This window comes from Methylomonas aurea, from assembly GCF_024505045.1.
GTDB classification, from domain to species: domain Bacteria; phylum Pseudomonadota; class Gammaproteobacteria; order Methylococcales; family Methylomonadaceae; genus Methylomonas; species Methylomonas aurea.
Window position 1 is genome coordinate 1 of record NZ_JANIBM010000093.1, and the last position, 527, is coordinate 527.

The following is a 527-nucleotide window of genomic DNA, read 5'->3' on the forward strand; positions in this document are numbered from 1 at the left end:
CAAGGCTAGATCAAGCGGCAATCTGGTCGGTGGTTTCTAGTTCGATGCCGTCCTTGAAAGGGACACCGGTAATTACTTTGGCGAGATAATCGAATCCTCGCTGCCGTCGCCAGGTTTTCTCGGCAGCTTGCCCCAATTTGAATAGCATGTGCAGCATCCCAGCTCGCGAAAGACAGCCCTTGGCCCGCGTGGTTCGGTGGCGGATGGTGGCAAAGGTGGATTCAATTGGGTTGGTCGTTCGGATGCTTTGCCAGTGTTGGGCCGGAAAGTCATAGAACGCCAGCAGTTCATGCCGATCTTTGTACAAACACTCCACTGCCTTGGGATATTTGGCCTCAAATAGCGTGGCGAACTGATCGAATGCCTGCTCAGCATGCTGTTGGGTGTCAGCCTGCCAGATGTCGTAGAGTGATTGCTTCATCTTCGGCTGTACCGATTGCGGCACACGGTTCAGCACATTGTTCATCTTGTGTACCCAGCAGCGTTGCTGCCGGGTGTCGCTGTAGACTTCGTCCAGCGCCGCCCAG

1 protein-coding gene is annotated in these 527 nt (G+C 54.8%); it reads right to left on the reverse strand.

Features of this window, described 5'->3' with window-relative positions; translation table 11 throughout:
• Positions 1-10: 10 nt before the first annotated feature.
• On the reverse strand, positions 11-527 hold a 517-nt coding region (locus tag NP603_RS21850; protein ID WP_256612977.1), incomplete at its 5' end, for a transposase.